This is a genomic window from Pseudoalteromonas sp. CR1, from assembly GCF_019392235.1.
Classification (GTDB): Bacteria; Pseudomonadota; Gammaproteobacteria; order Enterobacterales; family Alteromonadaceae; genus Pseudoalteromonas.
Genome location: NZ_JAHXRM010000014.1, coordinates 63,989 through 89,230 on the forward strand (window position 1 = coordinate 63,989; position 25,242 = coordinate 89,230).

Here is a 25,242-nt window from a genome sequence, read left to right on the forward strand (position 1 = left end):
GTTTAGCTTTTAGGTGCACCATATATTTGCTCTGCACGGTTAAATAGCACCCACGAGGTTAAAATATACTTATCGTTTGATACTGGCTTATTGCCTCTATGTGTATGCGTAAAGTAACCAGGCGCTATCACCATGGTGCCTTTTTTAGGGGCTATTTTACGGTTTTGATAGTAAAACTCTGTTTCCCCGCCTTCTTCTACATCGTTTAAGTAAAACATAAATAAAAGTACACGATGCAGTGCTTCATTGTGTTGTAACTGCGGGTAAACCTCACTATGCCAATACGGGTACCCCCCTTTATTGACCTCGTATTTCTGCGCTTGAATGTTGCCTAATCTAAATATTTGCTGCACAAGGACAGGGAGCTGTGGTTTGCCTACTTCTTCAAAGTTCTCTTGAGTTAAATCAATGACCTCCCCCGTTTTTGGATGATAAACCTTTAAGCCAAAGGCGCCAATCATCATAAAAATATGTTCTTCAATATACTTAAAAACATGCTGTGCAGTCGTTTGTTGTATGTGTTTTAATTGCTCTGCATATTCGGGGTGACTATTTAGGTGCAGGTCGTGGCTGTCTTTTTTCTTTAAATCAACACCGCCTGATGTAACCCCTTGTTTTACATGCGGGCTTTGCGTGAACGTATTAATAAAATTTTCACAAAAATCATCGCTCAATGCGTTTTCATAAACGCGAATAAAGTCCGTCATGGTTTACCTTTGTATAATTATTTTTGGATTAATATGTTTACTGAAAAAGTGATACCGCGCTTTAGCGAAACAGATGCACTCGGACACATCAACAATACCGTACTACCCGTGTGGTTTGAAGCCGCACGCGTACCTATTTTTAAATTTTTTACGCCAGACTTAAACCCACATGATTGGAAGCTAATTATTGCCAAAATAGAGGTGTCGTTTGTAGGGGAGTTATTTTATGGCCACGAGATCACGATTAAAACCTCTGTAGAACACATAGGCACTAGCTCTTTTGTACTTAAGCAAGAGGCATTTCAGCATGATAAATGTTGCGCGATTGGCAAGGTCGTTATGGTCAGGTATGACTTTGCTAAAAAAGCTAAGCACGCATTGAGCACTGAAGAAAAAGCAGCACTTGAGCAGCATATGGCTTAATTTACAAACCGATATTGCGGGGTTACGCACATTTCAACTTAGCTCATTATAAATAATTGAGTGCCAATGACTAAAAGGTAGTCAGTATTAACGTTAAATAAATAACGCAATTGTAAATTTTATTAAAAATTTAACGTTTTTTAATTGAGTTACCGATTTGAGTTATATATTATTTATAGTATATATAGCTGCCTTATCTAACTAATATAGTTATTTAGGTAACTTTTGGGGAATGTGCGTGACGATGACAACCATTGATGAACCAATGCAGGTTATACAGCTTAGTGACGCTAAGCATTTAACTGCCGAAATATTGCCATTTGGCGCAATAATCAAAAGCATTAAATTTAAAAACCAAGAAATGACGCTCAGCGTCGACGATCCGCACTATTATCTTCAAAACCCGTTTTATTTAGGTGCAACAGTGGGCCGGTATGCAAACCGCATTGCAGAAGGGCGTTTTACTTTAGCCGGAACAGATTACCAACTCGATAAAAATAATGGTCCAAATAGTCTGCATGGTGGTGTGAAGGGCTTTAATAAAGTGCAGTGGCAAGTGATTCAGCAAACTGATAGTGAAGTTGAACTTTATTATTGCTCAGAGGATGGCGAGCAGGGATTTCCGGGCCAATTAAAAGTATGGCAAACCATCACTGCAGAAAATGGGCAACTTTCACTTAAGTTTAAAGCAACTTGTAACAAAGAAACTCTCGTTAACTTTACCAACCATTGTTATTTTAATCTTGAGGGCAGCGACACCATTGCCAATCATTTACTGCAGGTAAATGCAACCCACTACTTACCCATTAACGAGCACAGCATTCCATTAGGTGAACCTGCTCCCGTTGCAAATAGCTGCTTTGATTTTATTAAGCCAAAATTAGTAAAAGATGCATTGTCGCAAAGTGATACACAATTAGGTGCGGCCAATGGGTTAGATCACTGCTATGTATTCGAAAATGATAACCGTCTTCATATAATGGCTACATTAATGTCACAGCAAAGCGGCATTAGTTTAACGCTCTTAAGTACTCAGCCGGGTATGCAATTATACACAGCTAATTTTGTTAGTGACCCTTTCAAGCCACGCCAAGCACTGTGTCTTGAAGCGCAAAATTGGCCTGATGCGCCAAATCGCGAAAATTATCCAAAAGCTAATTTATTTCCTGATGAAGAATACAGTCAGGTTATTATTTATGCATTTTCGTAATTAAACTCAACACTTTAATATTGGGTTTAATGTTAAAAAAAAGAAAACAGAAAGAAAATCCATAGTAACAAAATGATGCCTAATATTAAGGAAAAGGTTGCACTTTTTCTTGTTTTAAAGTATTTATAATATAAATAGTATTTGAGATAGTTTTGAAACTATTCAACCAACACAACGACAAAATAACTACACACAATCAGGAGTTTTTAAAAAATGATAATTAACAATAATTTATCGTTCAACAAGAAAACCGCGCTCAGTTTAGCCATCGCTGGTGTACTGGCAAGCGGGCATGTTGCAGCTCAAGGGCCTGAAGAGACTACAGCAGAAAAAGATATCGAAGTCATTGAAGTTCGTGGCTTAATAAGTAGCCTTAAGCGTTCTTTTTCTGATAAGAAAGAAGCGCTCATCGTTTCTGATGGTATTTCGGCGGAAGATCTTGGTAAATTTCCTGATCAAAACGTAGCAGAGTCACTACAACGTATTACGGGTGTTGCTATTGACCGTAGCGGTGGTGAAGGTCAGCTTATATCAGTGCGTGGTTTTGGCCCTCAGTTTAACTTGGTTACTGTTAATGGCCGTCAAATGGCGTCGGAAAGAGCTGGCCGTGAGTTTAGCTTCGACACACTTGCTTCAGAGCTAATTTCAGGTGCAGATATCTACAAAACATCAAATGCTGCTAATCAAGAAGGTGGTATTGGTTCATACATTAATTTAAATACAGCTAAACCTTTTGACTTGGACGGTTTCAAAGCTGTGGGTAATGTAAAAGCAACTTACGACAGCTTATCTGAAAGCACAACCCCTGCATTTTCAGGTCTCATAAGTGACACTTTTATGGAAGATAAATTAGGCGTACTAGCCTCTTTATCAGCACAAAAGCGTGATGCACAAATTAACCAAGCTGATACACGTGGCTTTTACCGTGTCGATCGTATCCAAACAAATGACTTTGATGCTGCTGCAGGTACAGGTAAAGAAGCATTTAATGTATGGGTACCACGTAATTTAGATTTAACTTCAAACGTTGAAGACCGCACGCGCACAAGTGGTACACTGGTATTTCAATACGCTGCTAGCGATGATCTAACTTTAACGTTTGACGGTATTTATTCAAAATTTGAAGTTGAGTCTCAAGTAAGTAACTATGCAAACTGGTTTACTCCAGGTAACTTCCGTGATTTTCAGGTAGATCCATCAACAGAAACAGTGACTTATTGGTCACACAATGCGTTTGACGATCCAAATGGTGGGGGCTCAGGTGCAACTGACTTTGTTCAACAAGGTTTAGACCGCAACGTTAAAATTCAATCTTTTGGCTTTAATGCTGATTGGAAACTAACAGATCAATTAAAAGTAGATATCGATATTTCTACGTCTAAAGCTGAAGATTTAAGTGGCGATCAAAGCCGTGTTTTCACCGTAATGGGTTACGCAAACGGTTATACATATGACTTCACTGGTGGTGGTGATTTACCGGGTTTATCTTCTGATGGAATTAACGGCCCATTCACTCAAGCAGACTCAAGTAAACTTCGTGCGCACTACGTAGAGCGTGGAGGTGATGAGCGTACTGATGAAATCACAGAAATGCGTGCAGATTTCACTTACACACCAAATAGCGAAACGTTTACTCAGTTACGCTACGGTGTATACACACAAGATAGAACAAAAGAAGCTAAAGTATTTCAATCGCCAAGTTTACCAAATTGTTTCTACTGTGGTTACGGTCTAGATGTTCCAGATGACTTAGCATATCTAGTTACACCAAATGGTTGGTTTAATGGTATTCCATCTTCATTCTTTGGTTACAATGTAGATGATTACTTATCGTACTTAGAATCTGATGCAGCTATTTCTGGTCAGTCAGCCAACCGCGGTGATGATGCAGATGCAAATATTGCAGCGTTTGCAGCGTTAAATGGTTATACCCCGGTTGAGTTAGGTACAAGTTTTGAAATAGAAGAAGAAATATTTTCGGCTTACGCTGACTTTGTATTCCAAGGTGATTTAGGTGATATACCATGGACTGTAAATGTTGGTGTTCGCTACAGTGAAACTACAACTACAGCATCGGGTAATCAGGCTACATTAGTTGATATTGCTCAAAATCCACTAGACGGTACAATCCTTGACCAGGTTTACATTGAAGATGCAAACGGTCAACGAGCTTCTGTTCCAATTACGCTTAAAAACTCTTACACAAATTTACTTCCTAGCTTAAACGCTAAGTTTGAAGTTGAAGATGACATGTTGTTACGTTTTGCTTACTCAGAAACGATTACTCGACCAACATTAGAAGCAATGCGTCCAGTGACAAATATAGGTACAACTCGCCCAGATATTTTACTAGCAAGCGGTGGTAACCCTAACTTGACTCCATTCCTATCAACAAACTGGGATATGTCATACGAGTGGTACTACGATGATGCAAGCGCCGTATCTTTTGGTATTTTCAGCAAAGACGTTGAAGGCTTTATTACAGTAACACCGGCTACAGAGTCTTTCTCTTTAGCAAGTGGAAGCTATGATTTTGAAGTAAGTCGTCCACGTAATGGTGCTACTGCACAAGTTGAAGGTCTAGAAATGGCTTGGACTCATACGTTTGAAAATGGTTTTGGTTTCCAAGCAAATGCAACTATTGTTAATAGTGACAGTGAAGATGGCTTTCAGTTAGAAGGATTAGGTGATTCACAAAACTTAATTGGTTTCTATGAAAAAGACGGCTTCCAAGCCCGTATTGCTTACAATAATCGTGAATCATTTTTACAAACTCTTCGTAACGGTGACACTGGTGAGCCTGAGTATGTAGATACTTATGGACAGTGGGATATCAGCGCCAGCTATGACATAAACGACAATCTTACAGTTATACTTGAGGGTATTAATATTACTGATGAGTACACGTCTAAACACGGTAGCTTAGCAAGTCACTTTACTGAACAAGTTCGTTCAGGCTCTCGCTATGCACTAGGTATTCGAGGCTCGTTCTAGTCAGGTTATGATGTAAGTTTAAAGGGGGGGGATTTACCCCCTTTTTTCTTGATGTTTAACATGCAATGAAAAGGTAAACGTTTTGTCTGGTGTTATTAATCGAATTATTGTCTTGGGTGGTGGCACAGCAGGGTGGATAACTGCAGGCATTCTTGCAAAGAAACACGCTCGCAACCTTTCCAACCAAGGTATAAAAGTTACCCTAATTGAATCGCCTGAAATTTCAGTAGTTGGCGTTGGCGAGGGTACATGGCCAACAATGCGTAAAACATTAGCACAGTTGGGAATTTCAGAAACGCAATTTATGCGTGAATGTGGGGCTTCTTTCAAACAAGCTAGTAAATTTGTAAACTGGGTAAATGCAAAAGGTGATGTCTATTATCACCCGTTTACAGAGCCACAAGGGTTTAATAAAGTTGATCCAGCACCTTACTGGCAGTCTGTAGTTGAACCTACTTGTTCATTTTCTGAAGCAGTCAGCTTTCAGCAATATTTATGTGAACAGGGTTTAGCCCCGAAAACTATTGCGAACAAAGAGTACGAAGTGATAGCTAACTATGGCTACCATTTAGATGCGGCAAAGTTTATCACTTTATTACGAAAGCACTGTATTAGTGAACTTGGTGTTGAGCACATTAGCGATACCGTTGAGCGTATTGAGCAAGCTTCATGTGGTGATATCACTTGTTTACAGACCAAAGAACATGGCGCACAACTAGCTGATTTATTTGTAGATTGCTCAGGCATGCGAAGCTTGTTGCTTGGTGAAACTCTAAAAGTTCCGTTTGTTCCTTGCGATGATGTTTTTTTAGCTGATACGGCCATAGCCACCCAAGTTCCTTATATCAATGAACATGATCCTATTGCTTGTCATACTATTTCAACAGCTCAAGAGGCAGGTTGGATATGGGATATTGGCTTACAAGAACGCCGTGGTGTTGGTTATGTGTATTCGAGTAAACATTGTTCAGAAGAACAAGCTCGCAAAACACTTGCGAATTACGTTGGTTTGGAAGAGGTAAAAACAGCGAAAAAAATAAATTTCAAACCAGGGCACCGAAAAATTTTCTGGAAGAATAATTGTGTTGCTGTTGGCTTAGCTTCAGGGTTTTTAGAACCACTAGAGGCATCAGCGCTTATGCTTATTGAAGCGTCTGCAAATTATATCGCGGATCAACTGCCTGCAAATAAAGAGTTAATGCCTATTACTGCAAAACGTTTTAATGCGATCATGTTGAAAAAGTGGCGCGGTGTAATTGATTTTCTTAAGTTACATTATGCTTTGAGTGAGCGTACTGAGCCGTTTTGGCTTGAGCATCGCGATACACAGAGTATTCCTAATTCTTTACAAGAGTTATTGTCTATTTGGCGTTATAGCTCCCCAAGCGAGTATGACTTTACTGATAATGTAGAAGCATTTAGTGCTGCTAGCTATCAGTACATCTTATATGGTGTTGGGTTTAAGTCTGACTTTAGTCAAATGGAACATATTTATAATCAAGGTGAGCTAGCAAAAAAACAGCTACAGATGACAAAAATACGTATAGATCAGCTGAAATATAATTTGCCCACTCACAGAGATCTTATTAATAAAGTAAATTCATTGGGTTTTGCAAAACTGTAATTCCCTTTGACGAGAGATAAACATGTCTAACTATGTACTACTTGATCCTGTAAAACATCAGGATATAAAAATAAAACCACATAGCAACTTCGCCTTTTCAAAGAATCATCACCACGCATCATTAGTTGTTCATGAGTTTGGCGCAGCTGCGAGTAGCTTTCCCGTTGTTTATATGAAAGAGCCTACTCAAGGGCAATTTCGCGCTGTCGGATTGCTTGGTTTAGTCGCTGGTCACAATGTGTTCTTCACAGAACAAGAGTGGCTAGCAGTTCATGTTCCTTCAGCGTTTTTACGAGCCCCATTCGAGTTAGGGCCAGATCCTGAAAAAGATAAAACACTCACTATTTACATAAATGAACAAAGTGACTATGTGAATAATTCACAGGGCGAAGCTTTATTCCAAAATGGCGAACCGAGCCAATTTTTGCATCAAGTGCAAGATAAAATGAGTGAGTACTATCAGCGAGAACAGTTTTCACATGAATTTACCCAAAAGTTACTCTCTTTGAGCTTACTTAAAGAAATAGAATTGGTTATTAATTTTAGTGATGGAAAGAAAACACGTGTAAAAGGTGTCTACACAATCGACGAAGAAGTGCTAAGAAAACTGCCAGACACTGATATTGTTGAGCTTAATAAACAAAATTACTTATTACCTATCCATGCAATGTTATCGTCGCTAGTTCAAGTTAACCGCTTAATTAAACAACATAACTATTGCTCAGAAAATACGATATTAGGTGTGCAAATGCGCGCTAATGCAGGAGAGTAAAAATGTCTGATAGTATGATCCAAGTGTTAGTTTTTGCTATTGTAACGAGCCTAATTGGTTTATTTACATACTTAAAATGTCGCGATCAGGGACGTAGTGAGCAAACTCAAAATAAAGAATATTTTCTAGCAGGAGGCGGTTTAACCTGGATATTTGTTGCCGGTTCAATCACGCTTACTAATTTAAGTACAGACCAGTTAGTTGGCATGAATGGTAACCAAATGGCTTTGTTAGTTTGGTGGGAGCTTGCGGCGATTATAGGTCTAATATTATTGGCTAAAGTGTTTATTCCGGTTTATTACAAATATAACTGTACAACAACGACTGAATTATTAGAAAAGCGCTATAACAACAAGCATATCCGCGCCGTTATTGGCAGTTTGTTTTTTACAGGAAATGCACTCATTTACATGCCTGCGGTAATTTACTCGGGTGCGCTATTTATGCAAACTATGTTTAAAGTTGATATTCCACTCATGTACATCGCGACCGCATTCGCTATTGTAGGTGCCATTTATGCCTTTTTTGGTGGTCTGCGCGCTGTTGCGGTGTCGGATACTTACAACGGGTTACTGGTGCTCGGTATGGCAATACTTGTCGTGTTCTTAGCGCTTAACGCCATCGATTATGACTTTAGCGGTATCCCACAAGAGCGCTTAACTTTAATTGGCGGGCCTGATTCGCCTATCCCTTGGCCAACGCTGCTGACTGGTATGATATTCATTCAGATGTTTTACTGGGGAACTAATCAAACGATTACCCAGCGCGCTATGGCAGCACCCAATGTCAAAGAAGCGCAAAAAGGGATCTTTGCGGCAGCAGGCATTCGCCTTTTGATTGTTCCGGCAATTGTAGTATTACCTGGTATTATTTCCTACAAGTTGTATGGCGACATTGGTGATGCCGCATACGGACGTATTGTAGGTGATGTTATGCCTACATGGTTAACGGGTGTGTTTGCGGCAGCAATGGCCGCCGCAGTGCTTTCAACTTATAACAGTTTACTAAACTCATCTACGGCATTATATGTGTGTGATATTCACGAAGCATATTTTAATAAAGAACCAAGTGTAGTAAAGCTAAGTGGTTATGTAACATTATTATTAACTAGTTTGACGCTGGTGCTTGTGCCTATTTACCAGCAAGCAGACAGTATTATTAACTTACTACAGCAGCTAAACGGCTTACTAAGTATGCCTATATTTTCAATTTTTGTGGTTGGCTTGTTGTTTAAAAATGTGGATGCGCGAGCAGGTATTGCCGCAGTAATTTTAGGTGTTGTGATGTACGGAATGCTGACATTTGAAAGCTCACCGCTTCACACTACTATTCACTACATTCACTTAATGCCGGTAACGTTGTTTGTGTGTGTCGCATTTGCATTAACGGTGAATAAAGTTGTGTTTGGATTAAACGCTCAATGGGCTGGTAAATCTTCAGCAATTGACAACACAGTAAAACAATAAATAACTCAGCAGTAAGTAACTAACGTACACATAATCGGTCAAAGTTAAGCTTTGGCCGATTTTTATTTTAAAATATTTAATTACCGCATAGAAAACCTAAACTCTTGTCCAAAGGTTTATTATTTCAAATTCAGGTAAGTGAATCAGTATGAGTTATAAATTTTATAGCTCGTGGTTTCATCTTTATTTGCGAGATTAAAACTGTTAAAACTTAATTTATATGATATATACTACTATATGAGGCTGCTGTCTGATAGCTTATGTCTAAAAACTCTGAGGCTTAGCTACGCATATCACAAACATTACCTCGGTATATTAATAACTCACACAATGAAGAAGAGGATAGGAAAATCATGGCCAACACTAAATCATTTTATCGATTAGACAGTGTAAACAGCACCGTTATTTTCAACTGCCAAAGCAAAACACCTGCGTTACTGTATTTTGGTAAACGTCTATCTGCGCAAACAACTGAGTTAATGCTTACTCAGCTTGCTACCCGTCAAGAAGTAAAATGTGCCGTAGTTGAAGAAGCGCCTATTTCTCTTTCTCCTCTGTTAGGTGAGGGCTTTACTGGTGCACCTGGTCTTGAGCTTGTAAACGATTCTATTGCTTGGTCTGTAGGGCCTACACTCAAGGAGGTGCGTCAGCCATCATCAGCAACGCTTGAGTTTGTAAGCGTAGATGAGCTTCGTGGTATTGAAGTCGTTCACAGCATCACGCTTGATAACAACACTAATGTTTTAAGTGCACACACCGTGTTAACTAATTTAGGTGACTCACCACTAAGCGTAAGTTTTTGTGCAGCGCCAACGTTTCAATTACCAGATAGCATCAGCAAAATAGTCAGTTTTGAAGGGCGCTGGTCAAACGAATTCCAGCGTCAATCTGTTGATTTAGTATTAGGCAGCTTTGTTCGTGAAAACCGCAAAGGCAAAACATCACATGATGTATTTCCAGGTTTGTTAGTACATAACGAAAATGCAGGTGAGCAGCATGGCGAATGTTACGGTTTTCATTTAGGGTGGAGTGGTAATAATAAACTACGTGCAGAGCTCCTACCTGAAGGGCGACGTTATGTGCAAATGGGCGAGTTATTATTACCTGGCGAGCTTACCCTTGCTAAAGGTCAAACGTATCAAAGCCCGAGTATTTATGGATCGTTTTCAAGCGATGGCTTTAGTGCGCTTTCACGCAATTTCCACCGCTTTGTTAAAGCTAATTTACTTAGCCAAGCACAACGCGAAAAAACACGCCCAGTACACTACAACACGTGGGAAGGCATTTACTTTGATCACGATGTAGATACACTTAAACAGCTAGCGGACAAAGTAGCTCCTTTAGGTATCGAACGCTTTGTACTGGATGATGGTTGGTTTAAAGGCCGCCGTGGTGATTATGCCGGCTTAGGTGATTGGACGGTAGATTACGAAATTTACCCAGATGGCTTATCGCCAGTTATCGATCATGTAAACAGCTTAGGTATGGAGTTTGGTATTTGGTTTGAACCAGAAATGGTAAACCCAGATAGCGATTTATATCGTGCTCATCCTGATTGGGTATTAGGCTCAGAAAATAACGAGCAGCTAAGCTTCAGAAACCAGCTTGTGCTTGATTTAACGCGCAAAGAGGTAGTTGAATACTTATACAAAGCCATTGACGATATTTTGGTTGAATACCCAACTATTAAATACATTAAGTGGGATATGAACCGCGATATTAACCATGCGGGTAACTTTGATGGAAAACCAGCAGTGCATCAACAAACACTGGCACTGTATCGTTTAATTGATCGTATTAAAGCAGCGCACCCAGGCCTTGAAATAGAAAGCTGTTCATCAGGTGGTGCACGTGTAGATTACGGTGTGCTAGCACATACAGACCGTGTATGGACGTCGGATTCTAACGATGCGCTTGACCGCCTTGAAATTCAACGTGGTTGTTCATTCTTCTTCCCATCTTCGGTTATGGGGGCACACGTAGGCCCGCGTGATTGTCATATCACTGGTCGTAATGTAAGTATTGAAATGCGTGCTGCGGTATCCATGTTTGGCCACATGGGAATCGAAATGGATCCACGTGAACTCACCGATCACGAATACAGTGCACTAAAAGCGGCTATTGCACTGCACAAAGAGCACCGTGACTTTATTCATGGCGCCGATTTATACCGCCTAGATAGCGACGATTTATCAATTAACTTTGGTTTAATCAACGAGCAAAAATCAAAAGCGTTATTTGCGTATAACAGTGTACGCGAAACACCACGTACCGCGCCTAATAAGCTTCGTTTTGTTGGTTTAGATGCAGATACACAGTACACACTTAATTTAGTGTGGCCTGTTCAATTTGAAGAATACCGTTCTTCGTCTATTGCAGCCGTTAACGGGCAAACCTTCACAGGTGAAGCGTTGATGGAATTTGGCCTACAAATGCCAATTTCATTCCCGCAAACATCACTTATTTTTGAGCTAACTAATACCAATCTGCAATAATACTTAATCATTTTTAGGGGCTAAAAGTGTTGCTATCTGCGTTAAAAAATTCTCATTTAGAACAACTAAACAGCGAATTTTTTGCCTAGCTACCAACACGTTTATCTATCCTCAAAATAGATCACTTAATTAAGCGGATTGGTATAAAAATATAATAAGCAGTAAAAAGGGAGCTCATTAGCTCCCTTTTTTAATGGTGTTTTCTGGTCATCAGTCGAGTTTTGATTCAATGAGTTCTAGCGCTTCTTCTAAAATTGTTTCGACCGCTTTTTTAGCGCGCTCGGGGTTACCCGATTTAATTGTGTCTAAAATATCAGCATGTTTATTTACGTCTGCACCCGGTACACCTTTAATATGATTAGTGTACCGAATACTTACTCTAAGAGCGGTGCTAATAAATTCAGTCAGCTGCACAAAAAAGCGGTTGTTACTTGCTACTAAAATACTGGTGTGGAAAGCTATGTCGGCTTCTAACGGATCGTCTAATCCTTCATCGGCATCGGCCATGCGCGCAAGTGCGTTATCAATTTCTGCAAGCTGCTCTGGTGTGGCACTTACCGCAGCTAATGCGGCTGCTTGTGGCTCCAGTGCAACACGTACTTGGGTAAATTCCTTTAATAACGACAGTGACGGCTTACTGCTTAAAATCCAACGTAGTACATCGGTATCAAACATATTCCAACTGCTTTCTGGTAAAACACGAATACCTTGTTTAGGGCGCGATGAGATAAGCCCCTTCGCCGACAACATTTTAACTGCTTCGCGCGTTGCACTGCGGCTTACGTTGTATTTAATACATAGGTCGGCTTCTGAAGGCAGCCCTTCGCTTACTGGGTAAACGCCCCGCACTATTGCAAACCCTAAATCATGGGTTAATTGGTGAGTTAAATTTTGGCGAGGTTGAGTTTTCATCGTGCGAATTTCCGAGTTCATTATTGCTTAGTTATATATCATATATCATATTAATGTACGTAAGGATATGGTATAAACTTTTAAATCGCTAGTTATTTTAACGCAGCAATAACAACTTGGTTTGGCTCTTTTTCTCTAAGTAACCGTATTTTAAAAGGTTTAAGTTGAACTGAAAACATGTTGTAAGGAAATTTAATTTGAACACTCAAGCTCAATATCACAGCCTTTCTGGCAAGGTTATTTTTATCACTGGGGGTGCGTCAGGCATTGGCAGAGCAATGGTTGAGTCGTTTGTTAAACAGCAGGCCAAAGTGGCATTCATTGATATAGATGATGAAGCAGCGCAAGCGCTTATTAGCGATTTACCCGATGCTAATTTATGGTACAGACAAGTAGATGTCACTGATTCGAATTCTTTGCAACGATCATTGGTCGATGCATGTGCCGCCCTTGGTAGCGTAAATGTACTTATCAATAACGTTGCAAACGATCGTCGTCAAGCCAGTGAAGATGTGACCGTTAAAGATTGGGATCAATGCTTACAGATTAATTTAAATCCTGCTTTTTTTGCTTCTCAAGTTGCTATGTCGTTTATGCAACAAGAAGGTGCTGGCAGTATTATTAATTTTAGTTCTATTAATGCCATTATGGGTCAGCCGCAAATGGCAGGCTATGTAACCGCTAAAGCGGGTTTAATAGGTATGACCAAAGCACTTGCTCGCGACTATGGTGAGTTTGGTATTCGCGTTAATGCCATACTACCGGGCTGGGTTGCAACTGAACGTCAATTAGCAAGCTGGTTCACCGAGGAAGAGCAAGTCAAATGGATGGAAGCCATGGCGCTTAAAAAATTAGTAACGCCAGACGATGTGGCTAATTTAGCGTTATTTTTAGCCGCCGATGAAAGCAGTATGATCACCGGGCAAGGCATAAAAATTGACGGTGGGAGGCTTTAAAGTTTGACTACTTCATCTTTGTTTATAGCCGTTGACTGGGGCACAAGCCATTTACGCGCTTACTTATGTAAAGTAGGTGAGGGCGATGAATTAACTTTAATTGAACAATGTGATGGCCCTGGTGTTGTAAAAGTTAACCAAGACTTTCAACAAACACTCATTAATGCCATTACACCTTGGACAGTGCAACATGGTGTATTACCTATTTATATTGCAGGCCAAATTACATCAACGATTGGTTGGCATGAAACCCCTTATCTAGAGTGCCCAATTAACCCTGAGGGCTTGCTTGATGCTGCTGTCAATTTTGATTGCGAAGGCCACACGATTAACGCCCTACCTGGTACAAAATGTACGTTGCAAAACTCGCTTATAGACGTAATGCGCGGTGAAGAACTACAAATACTGGGTTTTTTAAAACAAAATGAGCAGTATCAAACAGGTAAAATTTTACTGTGTTTGCCGGGCACACATACCAAGTGGGTGCTAATTAACAATGGTAAAATAATCTGTTTTAAAACCGCTATGACCGGCGAGTTATACGACTTACTCTGCCATCAAAGTGTATTAATTCCTGACGATTGCGCTGAGGGTGAATTTGATTGGCAAGCGTTTGAACAAGGCTGCGATTTAACATTGGGTAGTGATAGCGGAAATTTAGCCCATGGTATTTTTAGTGTGCGAACACGCCAACTGTCTAAAGAACTAACCCCAGTACAAGCAAAAGCGTACCTATCGGGTGTACTAATTGGCAGTGATGTAAGAGCAGCGCGTTATGCAAGTGAATGGCAGCTACTCAGTAATACGCAGGTTGTTGTTATTGGGACATCACAACTCAATAAATGTTTTACTATGGCACTGACAAAAATAGGCGTGCAATGCAGCGAGTTTGATATTAAATCGGCAACGCTTAGTGGGTTTAACTACCTATACCAGTCGGCTGAATAGTTAAGAATAAAAGCCCCTTTATAGCTTGTTAACCATAAAGGGGAAAACGGGAAATAGTGATAATGAAACGGCTTATTAATTGAGTGTTTCAATATAATTATTTAAAACTGTAATCTGCTCATCGCTAAAACGTAACCCCAGTTTACTGCGACGCCATAAAATGTTGTAAGCATTACCAGCCCACTCTTGCTTTAATAAGTAATCAACTTCAGCTGCAAATAAGCCATGGCCAAAGTCATGCCCTAAATCACTGAGTTGTGTCGCATTGCCTAAAATAATTTTTGTGCGTGTGCCATAAGTGCGTACAAAGCGTTTTAACGTCACTTCGGGTAGCCAATGGTACAAAGATTTAAGTTCTTGAGTCAGCGCTTCAACGTTATTAAAGTCGCCCCCAGGTAATGCGCTGTGTTTAGTCCATGCCTTACCCATTTGCGGATAAAAGTCTTCTAACTTATCAACCGCGGCTTCAGCCAGTTTACGATAAGTGGTAATTTTTCCACCAAATACGCTCAACAGTGGAGTATGTTTGCCTTCACTTGAAAGCTCTAGCTTGTAGTCACGCGTTACTGCTTGTGCATTTATAGACTCATCATCAAGCAGTGGGCGCACACCTGAAAAAGTATGGACTATGTCTTCGCGTTTAATGTGGTTTTTAAAGTAGCTGTTAGTGATATCAATTAAGTAGTCGATTTCTTCATCGCTAATTTTTACATCTTGCGCTGCGCCATTATGCTCTACATCAGTTGTTCCAACTAACGAATAATCATCTTCAAATGGAATAACAAATACAATTCGTTGGTCTTTATTTTGTAAAATGTAGGCTTCTTTTTCATTGTGAATGCGTGGCACAACAATATGGCTGCCTTTTACAAGACGAATATTTTGCGGTGATTTTTCAATTAGTGCTTCATCAAATAACTTTGCAACCCAGGGACCTGCGGCATTAACAATACCTTTAGCTGATACGGTGTATTTATTCTTTGTGCTTTGTTGCTCTAGCGTAATTTGCCACTTATTTTGCTCGCGCTTAGCGTTTACACACTTAGTTTGTGTCGCAATGGTAGCGCCTTTTTCTTGTGCAGCAAGGGCATTTAAAATAACTAAGCGAGAATCATCAACCCAGCCATCTGAGTATTCAAAACCTTTTACAATAGACGGCTCTAGCACGCTATTTTCGCCAAACTTAATACCACGGGAACCGGCCAGTGTTTCACGCTTAGCTAGGTTGTCGTACATAAATAGGCCAATGCGGATCATCCAAGCAGGACGTAAATGCGATTGGTGCGGTAATCTAAAGGTAAGTGGCCACATAATATGAGGGGCATTTTTAAGTAGAACTTCTCGTTCAGCTAAGGCCTCTTTTACTAATCTAAATTCGTAATGCTCAAGGTAACGTAAACCACCGTGGATTAACTTAGAACTATTTGACGATGTTGCACAAGCAAGGTCCGATTGTTCACACAATAATACCTTTAAACCCCTGCCAGCTGCATCAGCTGCTATTCCAGTGCCGTTTACACCACCACCGACGACAAGTAAGTCATATTCGTTATCTGCTAATTCCACTGTGAGCTAACCTTTTTATTTGTAATATAAATAAGACATAAAGCATCATAAAGCGACCGTTAGTGTTTGACAATAGCTAACCGCGCTTTTTGATTTTAAATTTTTTAGCCTGATCTTTTTAAAATCACACTTCGTAAAACGCGCCCTTTAATGAGCATAAAAGTGGCTTAATACGCCGTTAAATGTCATTAACGGCGTGTAAAAATTACTATTGCTGGCAGTCGTCGCTAGATAGGCGAACTTGCGCGACACAATGCTGCCATTTTGCGTATAAATCGTTTCGTTCATCAGCACTCATAGTTGGCTCAAAACGACGGTCACAGGTCCACATTTTAGCGAGTTGCTCAGTTGACTCGTAAATGCCCGTTTGTAAGCCAGCTAAATAAGCAACGCCTAACGAGGTGGTTTCGGTGACTGTTGGGCGCTCTACGGTTGCACCTAAAATGTTAGATAAAAAGGTCAGTACCCAGTTATTTTTAACCATACCGCCATCTACACGTAAAACACTTGGGCGAAGACCATCACGTTCCATTGCTTTTTGTAAATCTTTGGTTTGATATCCCACCGATTGCAAAGCAGCTGCAACAATAGTGCTAATGCCAGAGTCGCGTGTTAGACCTAAAATGGCGCCTCGTGCGTTAGGGTCCCAGTACGGTGCGCCTAGGCCTGTGAATGAGGGCACTAAAAATACCCCATGATCAAGCGGTACATCTTTTACTAATGATTCACTTTCGCCGGCATGGCTCAATAGTTTTAAGCCTTCAACAATCCACTGCATAGTGGCGCCTGCCATAAAAATGCTTCCCTCAATGGCGTAAGTAGGTTTGCCATTTAGCCTATAAGCGACCGTAGTTAGTAAGCGGTTTTCAGATGTGAGTGCTTTTTCACCGGTATTGAGCATTAAAAAACACCCTGTACCGTAGGTGCTTTTGGCCATACCTTGTTCAAAACACGCATGGCCAACAAGGGCAGCTTGCTGGTCTCCAGCAATCCCACAAACACGAATAGGCGCACCAAAAATATCGTCGCTGGTTGAGCCAAACTCGTCTGCTGAATCCATGACTTGTGGCAGCATAGATTTAGGAATGTCGAATAGGTCGAGTAATTCTTGATCCCATTGCTGGGTATGAATATTAAATAACATAGTGCGAGATGCGTTAGTGGCATCGGTGCGGTGCTCTTTGCCACCCGTTAGGTGCCACAATAAGTAAGTATCAACAGTACCAAAGGCTAGTTCGCCAGCGTCTGCTTGTGCGCGGGCGCCTTCTACGTTGTCTAAAATCCAGCGTACTTTAGTGGCTGAAAAGTAAGGGTCGAGTAGTAAGCCTGTTTTGTCGCTAATCGTTTGGCAAAGCTCTTCTGTACTTAGGCTTTCGCAGTAAGCACTGGTGCGGCGGTCTTGCCAAACAATGGCGTTATAAATTGGCTTGCCTGTTTTTTTGTTCCACACTAATGTGGTTTCGCGTTGGTTGGTGATACCAATAGCAATAATTTCTTCAGGCTTTACATCTTTTTTAGCCATCACTTCACGGCTGGTGCTGAGCACTGTTTGCCAAATATCGTTCGGGTCATGTTCTACCCAACCATTTTTTGGAAAATGCTGTGAAAATTCTTGCTGTGCTGACCCAAAAACGTTTGCATCTTTTGTAAACAAGATGGCCCTAGAGCTTGTGGTCCCTTGATCAATTGAGAGTATGTATTTTGACATGATATTTGTGTTATTTATCTTATCTTATATATGACTAGATTGCCTTTAACTAAGGTTAATGGCAATGGTTTTTTTCTTAAAATAGCCGATTAAAAAACAAACATTCTCATTTTTTAGTTAACTCATTTATGTAAAAGGTATTTTATTTGGCATTATTTTAAGGTGAAGGCGGCTATCAAGTTTTATAGCCGCTTAAATTAAGTATTACTTACTGCGCGGTTTACCTTGTTGCCAATCCATACCTGAAGAAAAGCGGTTATCAAAGCCGTACCACTGCGGTAACGGTTTACCATCAACAATGGCTTGATCGCCATTTTGAGGTAAATCTAGGTATTTACATTGGCTGCTTACGCCTTTTACGTGGCAATCCATCATCGCAAGTACAAAGTGCTTATTTATTTCGTTAATGGTGCGCAACGACCACGATGGCTCGTAGTAATGACCTAAGTCTAATTCACTGCTGCTTTGGGCAATTGCAGGGGCTGGGTGTGGCGCAATATTGTGGCGGGCATTTTTATAAGTAAGCATGTACTTGTCGGCGCTGCCAGTTTGGTTGTAAAGGTTTTTAATACCTTCAAAACCAGAAATATCATCTAGGTCACCTGCAATATAAAGTGAAGGTACTTTGATATTTTTCATTGCTTTGGCATCAAATAAGTTATGTTGCCCACCCCAAGGTGCGATAGCCACCATTGTTTTTATACGAGGGTCTACTTGTGGATTTTGATATTGTCCACCTGCACAGCTATTAAGTAATTGCTGTACTTGTTTAATTTGGGCAGGGTCAGTCATCCCCGTAAACATTGCGGTTGTTTGTTCGTTGAAGGCATAGCAACCACCAATCGTATTAACTGCGCCAAATCCGCCCATAGAGTAGCCAATAACACCTGCGCTGGCTGTATCTACTTGCTCGCTTGCAAAGTTGCTTTGTTCGTTAAAATAATTAATCACAAACTGCTGATCGCGTGAGCGATTAATCAAGGTGCTAAAAAACCCCGCATATGGCGCGTTTTTAAAATCTACATGGGCGTTTGTTGAGTCTGTATGATCAAGCGCAGCAACAATGTACCCATGCGAAGCTAAGTGCTCACCAAGGTAGTACATAATTGTACGGTAGCCGGTATAACCATGCGAAAGCACAATAACAGGGTAGTTTTCTGCGTTACTTACACCTACATCGCGCATAGCATCGGCTTGTAAAATAAACTGTTTACCCGAGCGTGTTATGTCTGTGTAGCTGGTGAGTGCTTTGTTTGCTTTGCTATCCGCCGGATACCAAACCTCAACTTTCAAAGGGCGATCCTTTTGACTTTGCGTTGCGGGATCAAATTGCGCTGGATTAACTAAATCTAGGGTTTTTACGCCTACTTTATAGGCGCCTTTAGTGGCTAATTCTGGAAGCACTTCGCTGGTTATTGGCGGGTAAAGTTGCTCAGGTTTATTCGATTCAGCAAGTACTGCACCGGTAGTTAAACTGGCCGTGGCTAACAGCATTGCTTTTGAAAGCGTTTTTAATCGGTGTGTTGTTGTCATTGTGGATCCTTGTTGCGTGTATTTTTATAAATTTATGTTATGAGATTCGACTGTCGCGCTATATTCAAGCTGCCATTGGGCTCTCAGGTTATCCATCATCGTCATAACCCGTAAGCTAGTGCTTAGTGGTAATACAGAGCTTTGTATTTGTTTATTTAGTATGCACTCAGTGACGTGATCAATTTCAAATTTAAAGTTTTCATCATCATTAAATGAGTAGTCAAAATGTTGGGTAGCTTGCCCATTAATATGAATCTCAATACTTTTCGCACCTACAAACCAAGGTATGCGTATAAAGCCATGATCACCTGTAATATAGGCTTCAGTTGGACCGTTTTGCTCAAGTGCACTACTAAGTTGTGCAAACTGCCCATTACCATAATCAAGCATGGCAATATTTCGAGCATCCACGCCTGTATCTGTTTTATGCACAAATGAGCTGATTTCTTCTGGGGCTTTATTAAAAACCACATCAGCAATAGATAAAGGGTAAATTCCTAAATCAAGTAATGCACCACCGGCTGTATTTGGGTTCATTAAGCGATGTGATGAATCAAATTCACCCGCTAGGCTAAAGTTGGCATTAACACTGTGTACTTTGCCAATAACCGCTTCGTTCAATAATTCTTCTAATTTTACAATGGCGGGTAAAAAGCGCATCCACACTCCTTCCATTAAAAAGCGATTTTGCTGCTGCGCTAGCTCTTTTAATGTAATGAGTTGCTGTGCATTAACGGTAATGGGTTTTTCGCTTAGTACGTGCTTATTATGCATTAAGCATTGGGCTATACTTTGAAAGTGTTGGTCGTGGGTGTTTGCAATATAAATGGCGTCAATGTTTGGGCATTGCATAAGGGCTTGGTAGCTCTCATAGCCTTTAATTGAATAGTGTGTGGCAAACTCGCTTGCGCGTTGCTTGCTAGTTGATGCTGCGCCAATAAGCTGAGCATCAGCGCAATGCGCAATGCTTTTAGCAAAGGTGTGAGCAATATTGCCACACCCAATAATACCCCAGTTAACCTTTGCCATATTGATACCTATTTTTAAAAAGACGTTATTTGTAACCCTGAACCCGCTGAGCACACATAAATATCTGCGTATAAGTTAAAGCGTTCAAAGTAATGTTTTTCAACGGCTGCTTTAATTAACGGTACTTCTGCATCGCGACATAAACATACAATTGCTCCCCCAAAACCACCACCAGTCATACGCACTGCGCCGCGCTCACCCATGGCTTCTTTACAAATTTCAACTAAGCCATCTGTTGCAGGTACGGTTACTTCAAAGTCGTGTTTAAGTGATTGGTGTGATGCAGCCATCAATTCGCGAAGTTGCTGCATATCATTGGCTTGCAATGCTTTAGTTGCTGCAATAACGCGGTCGTTTTCGCTAATTACATGGTGCGCACGTTTGTATTCGTTATCGCTAAGTTGTGCTTTAACAGCATCTAGTTTAGCCATTGTTGCTTGGCGAAGTGTTTTAACTCCCATTTTTTCAGCAGCTTGTTCGCAATCAATACGGCGTTGATTGTATTCGCTGTCTACTAATTTACGTGGGTAGTTAGAGTTCACTATAACAATATTTAAGTCATCAGGTACTTTCACTGACTTAGTTGCTAGGTTTTCACAGTCAATTAAAAGAGCGTGACCGTTTTCGCCTTTTGCCGAAATAAGCTGATCCATAATGCCACATTGACAATGCATAAAGTCGTTTTCAGCTTCTTGGCCCAGTAGTGCAATTTTTTCTTCGGTTAAACCAAGTTGCGCAATATGGTTAAACATTCCCCCTACGGCAACTTCCAATGCAGCCGACGATGACAAGCCACTGCCTTGCGGTAAGTTACTATCAATAAGTAAATCGGCACCACGTAAAGTGTGACCTGCGCGTTTTAATACAAATGCAACCGCGCGAATATAATTCCCCCATTGCGATTGACCTTCGCTAATCGGTTCGTCAACGTTAAAACGGTCTTGCTCGCCTGGGTAATTTAATGACTGCACGGTAATCGTGCTATCGTCGCGCTCTTTAAACATCACTTGAGTACGAAACTCTAATGAGCACGGAAATACAAAACCATCGTTGTAATCGGTAAACTCACCTATTAGGTTTACACGTCCTGGTGCAGCCGCAATACCTTGAGCAGGGGCACCGTACAGTGATAAAAAGTGGTGTTGAAATTCATTAAGCGTCATCTGTGTGTCCTGCTGTGTTTTTATAGTGTGTTGTGCTTGCTGCTTTTAAAATAGAAGCGGCTGTTTCTGCGCTTAAGTCACGCTGACTTTCGCCTAACATTTCGTAGCCTACCATATGTTTTTTCACGGTGGCAGAACGAAGAAGTGGCGGGTAAAAGTGTGCATGCAAGCGCCAATGTTGCTCATCTGAACCACGATTTGCGGGTGCATTGTGCCAACCCATAGAGTACGGGAAGCTACAGTTAAATACATTATCGTATTTAGTCGTTAATACTTTTAATGCCTGAGCGAGTGAATCGGTTTGTGCATCAGTTAACTGACTAAAGTTTTGAATGTTATCTTTAGTTACAAGCAGTGTTTCAAACGGCCATGCTGCCCAAAATGGCACCACAACAAGCCAGTGTTCATTCTCAAATACGACACGAGTTTGGTCGGCTTGTTCTTTTTGTACATAGTCGGCAAGCATGGCTGTGCCGTGTTTATCAAAATAAGCGCGTTGTTGTGTATCTTCGGCTTCTATTTCGGTAGATAGGTGCGAATGCGCCCATACTTGGCCATGCGGGTGGGGCTGCGAGCACCCCATGATCTCACCTTTATTCTCAAATACCTGAACACACTCATAGTGCTGTGCAAGATCTGTGTAGTTGTCTTTCCACGTTTTTACTACTTCGTGTAGGGCATCGTGCTCCAGCTCAGGCAGTGTTTTGTTATGCTCTGGCGAAAAACAAATGACACGGCATTCGCCGCTTGCTTCGTCAGCAATAAATAAATCGCTGTCTGACTCTAAGTTTTGTGGTTGCTCGCTGGCATTAGGCGTCAGCGCACCAAAATCATTTCTAAATACATGTGTGTATTTGTAATCTGGGTTGCTATCGCCATTTGCACGGGTGTTACCTGGGCAAAGTGGGCAGCTTTCGTCATGCTTTGGCAAAACCGTTTCGTTAACGGCTTCGGTTGCGCCTAACCATGGGCGGTTATTCCGATGCGGTGATACTAATACCCAACGCCCCGTTAGCGGGTTTTTACGTCTGTGAGTGCTTTCTAATAAAGCCATATTAACTCTCCAACCCACTTGGGTAATTAGTTTGCCAGCGCCATGTATCGTTGCTCATGTCGCTAAGTGTTAGTTCTGCGTGCCAGTTAAGGGTGGTTTGCGCTTTTGTGGCATCGGCGTAATTACACGCAATATCGCCTGCACGACGCGGTGCAATTTTATAGGGAATTGTTTTACCCGCTGATGCGCTAAACGCATTGATCATATCAAGCACTGAATAACCTTGGCCCGTGCCTAAGTTATATGCGTGAAAGGCGGTATCTGTTTTGTGTTGCATAAATGCGGCAACATGGCCTTTAGCTAAATCTAAAACGTGAATATAGTCGCGCACGCCTGTGCCATCTTCGGTGTCGTAGTCGTCACCAAAAATATTAACGACCTCACGTTTACCTACCGCAGTTTGGGCAATAAAGGGCATTAAATTATTTGGAATACCATTTGGGCTTTCGCCTAATAAGCCACTAGGGTGTGCGCCTACAGGGTTAAAGTAACGAAGTGCTATGCCCATAAAGTTGCTGTTGGCATTACATACGTCTTGCATGGCTTGTTCAACCATGACTTTAGTCCAACCATAAGGGTTGGTCGCGCGAATTGGGTGTTTTTCGTCTATTGGTAAGTAGTCGGGCTCACCATACACAGTGGCCGATGAGCTAAATATAATATGGTTAACACCTTCATCTTGCATATTTTCAAGCATGCTAAGCGTGCCCGATACATTATTTTGATAATAACGCAGCGGTTGCTCGGTTGATTCACCTACCGCTTTTAGTGCTGCAAAGTGAAATACAGCCTCAGCTTGGGTGTGTTTAAGCGCAAGTTTAAACTGCTGCTCGTCTTGAATGTCACCTAAAATAAACTCAAAACGGGTACCGGTAATTTTTTCGAGTTGATCAAGCACACGAGGGCTCGCATTAGACAAATTATCGTAAATAATAGGTGTAATACCCGCTTCATGTAATGCAATACATGTATGGCTACCTATGTAACCCATGCCGCCAGTCACTAAAACTTTCATGTGTTTTCTCGAAAATATATTTATATGATAAATACTACTATTAAGGAAGTTTAAAAACAATAGTTATGAATTGTTCAAAATTCAAATAAATGGCTAAAAAACACACATTCGCTTTGAATCGCTTTATTAATATTTTCTATATACAGATTTAATGACTGCCTAATTATCACTCACAAGTGGCAATGCTATTATAACCCCATCATTAAGCGTTGAATGTGTAGGCTATGTTCTACACAACATGGAGACAGGTATGAATAAAACAATTTTAGTAACAGGTGCAACAGATGGTATTGGGTTTGAAACAGCTAAAATACTGTTAGCGCAAGGCCATACTGTGCTTCTTCATGGGCGTAACGCGCAAAAGCTTAAAAACGTACAAACTTTGCTTGATAACGACTACCCGCAAGCGCGTACACAAACTTACGTAGCTGATTTAAGCGAAATGGCGCAAGTGCAAAACTTGGCTAAACAAATTACAGCTGATCATAAACGCTTAGATGTACTTATAAATAATGCCGGTGTGTTTAAAATCGAGAACCCAGAAACTGCAGACGGTCTTGATGCACGATTTGCAGTAAACACATTTGCCCCTTATTTATTAACAACTTTATTATTGCCGCTTTTTAATACCCAAGGGCGAATAGTGAATGTGTCGTCAGCGGCGCAAGCAACGGTCAACTTAGATGCACTGATTGGACAAAGCGCTTTGTCTGACAACGCAGCATACGCACAAAGCAAATTGGCAATTACAATGTGGTCGCGTCATATGGGCTTAAAGCTTAAGGGTAGCGGTCCATTAGTGGTATCGGTTAATCCTAAGTCATTACTGGGTAGTAAAATGGTTAAAGACGCATACGGCCTCAATGGCGGCGATTTAAAGTTAGGTGCCGATATATTTTGCCGTGCTGCGCTAAGCGATGAATTTAGCAATTCAACAGGGCTGTATTTTGATAATGACGCTGAGTGTTTTGCAGCCCCTCATGCTGATGCATTAAATGACACTAAAAATCAGCAATTAATTGATGCGCTCGATTTAAAGTTATTGCAACTTGCAATATAGCTAACGCAATATGAGCGTGAGTTAAAGGGTGTATCACTCAGCTATACACCCTATAAAGTTTCATAGAAGACAAACAAAGAGTTCACCACTTTAAAAGGGCGAACTCTTTTTTGTTTTGGAGTTTTATATTTACTATGCGCTTATTAATCGCTGATATAACCAATCTTTTAATTCAGAGCGGTCGTGTTTTAGCTGGTGCATTTGCTCGTCGCTAATAGGCGCACCGTCCAATTCTAATACTCTTATTTCTTTATCTAGCTTATTGTACTGTTTAGCTTTATCAGCAAAGTCAGCATCACTTTTATTTAACGTGTTAATCGTGCTTGTGTGCTCAGGAAAGTCGTTTGTTAATGAATGGTCTTCGCCTAACATAGTCGCTCCTTAATAAAAATAAAGACGCTTACAGAAAATAAGCCATTTCATAGTATAACCTTGGGTTAGGTCGATCGTAATTCAACCTTATAAATATAAAATTAATGGGACAAAAAAAGAGCCGTTACTTCATCCTAAAGAGGGAATTACGGTTTATATAGCCGAAATCACTGACACCTAACGCGGCTTAGGTTAGAATGCAAAGGCTTAAATACTCCCAATAACTCCTTTTTTG

20 protein-coding genes are annotated in these 25,242 nt (G+C 40.8%); 10 read left to right on the forward strand and 10 right to left on the reverse strand.

What is annotated here, in order from left to right; translation table 11 throughout:
* Nucleotides 1-2 precede the first annotated feature (2 nt).
* Nucleotides 3-707, reverse strand: coding sequence for a 2OG-Fe(II) oxygenase (locus tag KZZ04_RS13005; protein ID WP_058405950.1), 705 nt, complete (start codon nucleotides 705-707; stop codon nucleotides 3-5).
* 33 nt (nucleotides 708-740) lie between these two features.
* Between KZZ04_RS13005 and KZZ04_RS13010 the strand changes: the two genes are divergently transcribed.
* The 7 genes from KZZ04_RS13010 to KZZ04_RS13040 all read left to right on the forward strand — a co-directional run bounded on the left by KZZ04_RS13010 (nucleotide 741) and on the right by KZZ04_RS13040 (nucleotide 11,691).
* Nucleotides 741-1,130, forward strand: a complete 390-nt coding sequence (locus KZZ04_RS13010; protein ID WP_138527345.1) for a thioesterase family protein — start codon at nucleotides 741-743, stop codon at nucleotides 1,128-1,130.
* 244 nt (nucleotides 1,131-1,374) lie between these two features.
* Nucleotides 1,375-2,340, forward strand: coding sequence for an aldose epimerase family protein (locus KZZ04_RS13015; protein ID WP_219422938.1), 966 nt, complete (start codon nucleotides 1,375-1,377; stop codon nucleotides 2,338-2,340).
* A 213-nt stretch (nucleotides 2,341-2,553) separates the two neighbouring features.
* Entirely contained in the window at nucleotides 2,554-5,334 is a 2,781-nt protein-coding gene (locus KZZ04_RS13020; protein ID WP_219422917.1) for a TonB-dependent receptor, read from the forward strand.
* Between the two features lie 82 nt (nucleotides 5,335-5,416).
* Nucleotides 5,417-6,958, forward strand: a complete 1,542-nt coding sequence (locus tag KZZ04_RS13025; protein ID WP_219422918.1) for a tryptophan halogenase family protein — start codon at nucleotides 5,417-5,419, stop codon at nucleotides 6,956-6,958.
* 22 nt (nucleotides 6,959-6,980) lie between these two features.
* Nucleotides 6,981-7,730: a SapC family protein gene (locus KZZ04_RS13030; RefSeq protein ID WP_138527342.1), complete on the forward strand. Its 750-nt coding sequence runs from the start codon at nucleotides 6,981-6,983 to the stop codon at nucleotides 7,728-7,730.
* A 2-nt stretch (nucleotides 7,731-7,732) separates the two neighbouring features.
* Nucleotides 7,733-9,196: an SLC5 family protein gene (locus tag KZZ04_RS13035; RefSeq protein WP_138527341.1), complete on the forward strand. Its 1,464-nt coding sequence runs from the start codon at nucleotides 7,733-7,735 to the stop codon at nucleotides 9,194-9,196.
* A gap of 353 nt (nucleotides 9,197-9,549) precedes the next feature.
* Nucleotides 9,550-11,691, forward strand: coding sequence for an alpha-galactosidase (locus tag KZZ04_RS13040; RefSeq protein WP_219422919.1), 2,142 nt, complete (start codon nucleotides 9,550-9,552; stop codon nucleotides 11,689-11,691).
* A 210-nt stretch (nucleotides 11,692-11,901) separates the two neighbouring features.
* Here the strand turns inward: KZZ04_RS13040 and KZZ04_RS13045 are convergent, their stop codons facing one another.
* A complete protein-coding gene (locus KZZ04_RS13045) occupies nucleotides 11,902-12,603 on the reverse strand; it encodes a FadR/GntR family transcriptional regulator (RefSeq protein WP_058405957.1) in 702 nt (233 codons plus the stop codon).
* A gap of 197 nt (nucleotides 12,604-12,800) precedes the next feature.
* Between KZZ04_RS13045 and KZZ04_RS13050 the strand changes: the two genes are divergently transcribed.
* Nucleotides 12,801-13,559 carry an SDR family NAD(P)-dependent oxidoreductase gene (locus KZZ04_RS13050; RefSeq protein ID WP_138527339.1) on the forward strand — a complete coding sequence of 253 codons (759 nt, stop codon included), beginning with the start codon at nucleotides 12,801-12,803 and terminating at the stop codon, nucleotides 13,557-13,559.
* A gap of 3 nt (nucleotides 13,560-13,562) precedes the next feature.
* The gene (locus KZZ04_RS13055) at nucleotides 13,563-14,507 is read left to right on the forward strand and encodes a 2-dehydro-3-deoxygalactonokinase (RefSeq protein ID WP_219422920.1); all 945 of its coding nucleotides are present in this window, start codon (nucleotides 13,563-13,565) and stop codon (nucleotides 14,505-14,507) included.
* Between the two features lie 75 nt (nucleotides 14,508-14,582).
* Here KZZ04_RS13055 and glpD read toward each other — a convergent pair whose 3' ends face one another.
* The 7 genes from glpD to galE form a co-directional block, all read right to left on the reverse strand.
* Nucleotides 14,583-16,073, reverse strand: a complete 1,491-nt coding sequence (glpD, locus tag KZZ04_RS13060; RefSeq protein WP_058405960.1) for a glycerol-3-phosphate dehydrogenase — start codon at nucleotides 16,071-16,073, stop codon at nucleotides 14,583-14,585.
* Nucleotides 16,074-16,281: 208 nt separating this feature from the next.
* Nucleotides 16,282-17,781 (reverse strand): glycerol kinase GlpK, encoded by a 1,500-nt coding sequence (gene glpK, locus KZZ04_RS13065; protein WP_219422921.1) that lies wholly within the window; start codon nucleotides 17,779-17,781, stop codon nucleotides 16,282-16,284.
* A gap of 204 nt (nucleotides 17,782-17,985) precedes the next feature.
* Nucleotides 17,986-19,314, reverse strand: coding sequence for an acetylhydrolase (locus tag KZZ04_RS13070; protein ID WP_138527335.1), 1,329 nt, complete (start codon nucleotides 19,312-19,314; stop codon nucleotides 17,986-17,988).
* 24 nt (nucleotides 19,315-19,338) lie between these two features.
* Nucleotides 19,339-20,343, reverse strand: a complete 1,005-nt coding sequence (locus KZZ04_RS13075; RefSeq protein ID WP_219422922.1) for a Gfo/Idh/MocA family protein — start codon at nucleotides 20,341-20,343, stop codon at nucleotides 19,339-19,341.
* 14 nt (nucleotides 20,344-20,357) lie between these two features.
* Nucleotides 20,358-21,506 (reverse strand): galactokinase, encoded by a 1,149-nt coding sequence (galK, locus tag KZZ04_RS13080; RefSeq protein WP_058405964.1) that lies wholly within the window; start codon nucleotides 21,504-21,506, stop codon nucleotides 20,358-20,360.
* Nucleotides 21,496-22,560: a UDP-glucose--hexose-1-phosphate uridylyltransferase gene (locus KZZ04_RS13085; protein ID WP_138527332.1), complete on the reverse strand. Its 1,065-nt coding sequence runs from the start codon at nucleotides 22,558-22,560 to the stop codon at nucleotides 21,496-21,498. Before KZZ04_RS13085 ends, galK begins: the two co-directional genes overlap by 11 nt.
* A 1-nt stretch (nucleotide 22,561) precedes the next feature.
* Entirely contained in the window at nucleotides 22,562-23,575 is a 1,014-nt protein-coding gene (galE, locus tag KZZ04_RS13090; RefSeq protein ID WP_058405966.1) for a UDP-glucose 4-epimerase GalE, read from the reverse strand.
* A gap of 250 nt (nucleotides 23,576-23,825) precedes the next feature.
* Here galE and KZZ04_RS13095 point away from each other — a divergent pair, with 250 nt between their 5' ends.
* A complete protein-coding gene (locus tag KZZ04_RS13095; RefSeq protein WP_058405967.1) occupies nucleotides 23,826-24,635 on the forward strand; it encodes an SDR family NAD(P)-dependent oxidoreductase in 810 nt (269 codons plus the stop codon).
* Nucleotides 24,636-24,767: 132 nt separating this feature from the next.
* Here the strand turns inward: KZZ04_RS13095 and KZZ04_RS13100 are convergent, their stop codons facing one another.
* Nucleotides 24,768-25,007 (reverse strand): YdcH family protein, encoded by a 240-nt coding sequence (locus KZZ04_RS13100; RefSeq protein WP_058405968.1) that lies wholly within the window; start codon nucleotides 25,005-25,007, stop codon nucleotides 24,768-24,770.
* Nucleotides 25,008-25,242 lie beyond the last annotated feature (235 nt).